The organism is Halomonas sp. PBN3 (assembly GCF_000475415.1).
GTDB classification, from domain to species: Bacteria; Pseudomonadota; Gammaproteobacteria; order Pseudomonadales; family Halomonadaceae; genus Halomonas; species Halomonas shengliensis.
In genome coordinates, this window is sequence record NZ_AXCA01000146.1 from 1 (window position 1) to 618 (window position 618).

The window sequence follows — 618 nt, forward strand, 5'->3', positions numbered from 1 at the left end:
TCGCCATTCACCCAGACAGTGCCATGCCCAACATAAAGTTCCGCGCCAGTCGCCGCACCCTCACCAGCCACGCCGGGCTGTCCATCATCGGGCAATGCTTCGAGATCGCTGGCGTCGACAGCATCGACAGCCGCTTCCCCACCACGCTGGGCATGCGCACCAGTGACGTGATCAAGAGCTACCTGGGCCTGCTGTGTCTGGGCATGAGCGACTATGACGCCATCGAAAACTTCCGCCGCGACAAGCCCTTCCAACAGCTGCTGACCCTGCAAAAGGTGCCGAGCACGGCGACGCTGCGACAGCGGCTGGAGAAACTTGCCGCCAACGACCTGCAGGCGCGCACCGCCACCTGGTCCACGACCCTGCTGTCACTGATCGAAGCACCGATCACCGCCGAGACGACGCACGTCTGCCTGGACATCGACACCTTCGTCATGGACAACAGCAACTCGAAGAAGGAAGGCGTCTCGCGGACCTACCAGAAGGTCGATGGCTACACCCCGATCGCCGCCTATCTGGGCAACGAAGGGTGGTGCCTGGGTCTGGAACTGCGTCCTGGCAAGCAGCACACCATGAAGGAGAGCAACGCCTTCCTGGAGCGGGTACTGCCTCGCGCCC

1 protein-coding gene is annotated in these 618 nt (G+C 62.9%); it reads left to right on the plus strand.

The window, feature by feature from the left end:
* Positions 1-23: 23 nt before the first annotated feature.
* A partial coding sequence (locus tag Q673_RS25020; protein ID WP_031217915.1) for a transposase occupies positions 24-618 on the plus strand: 595 nt, incomplete at its 3' end.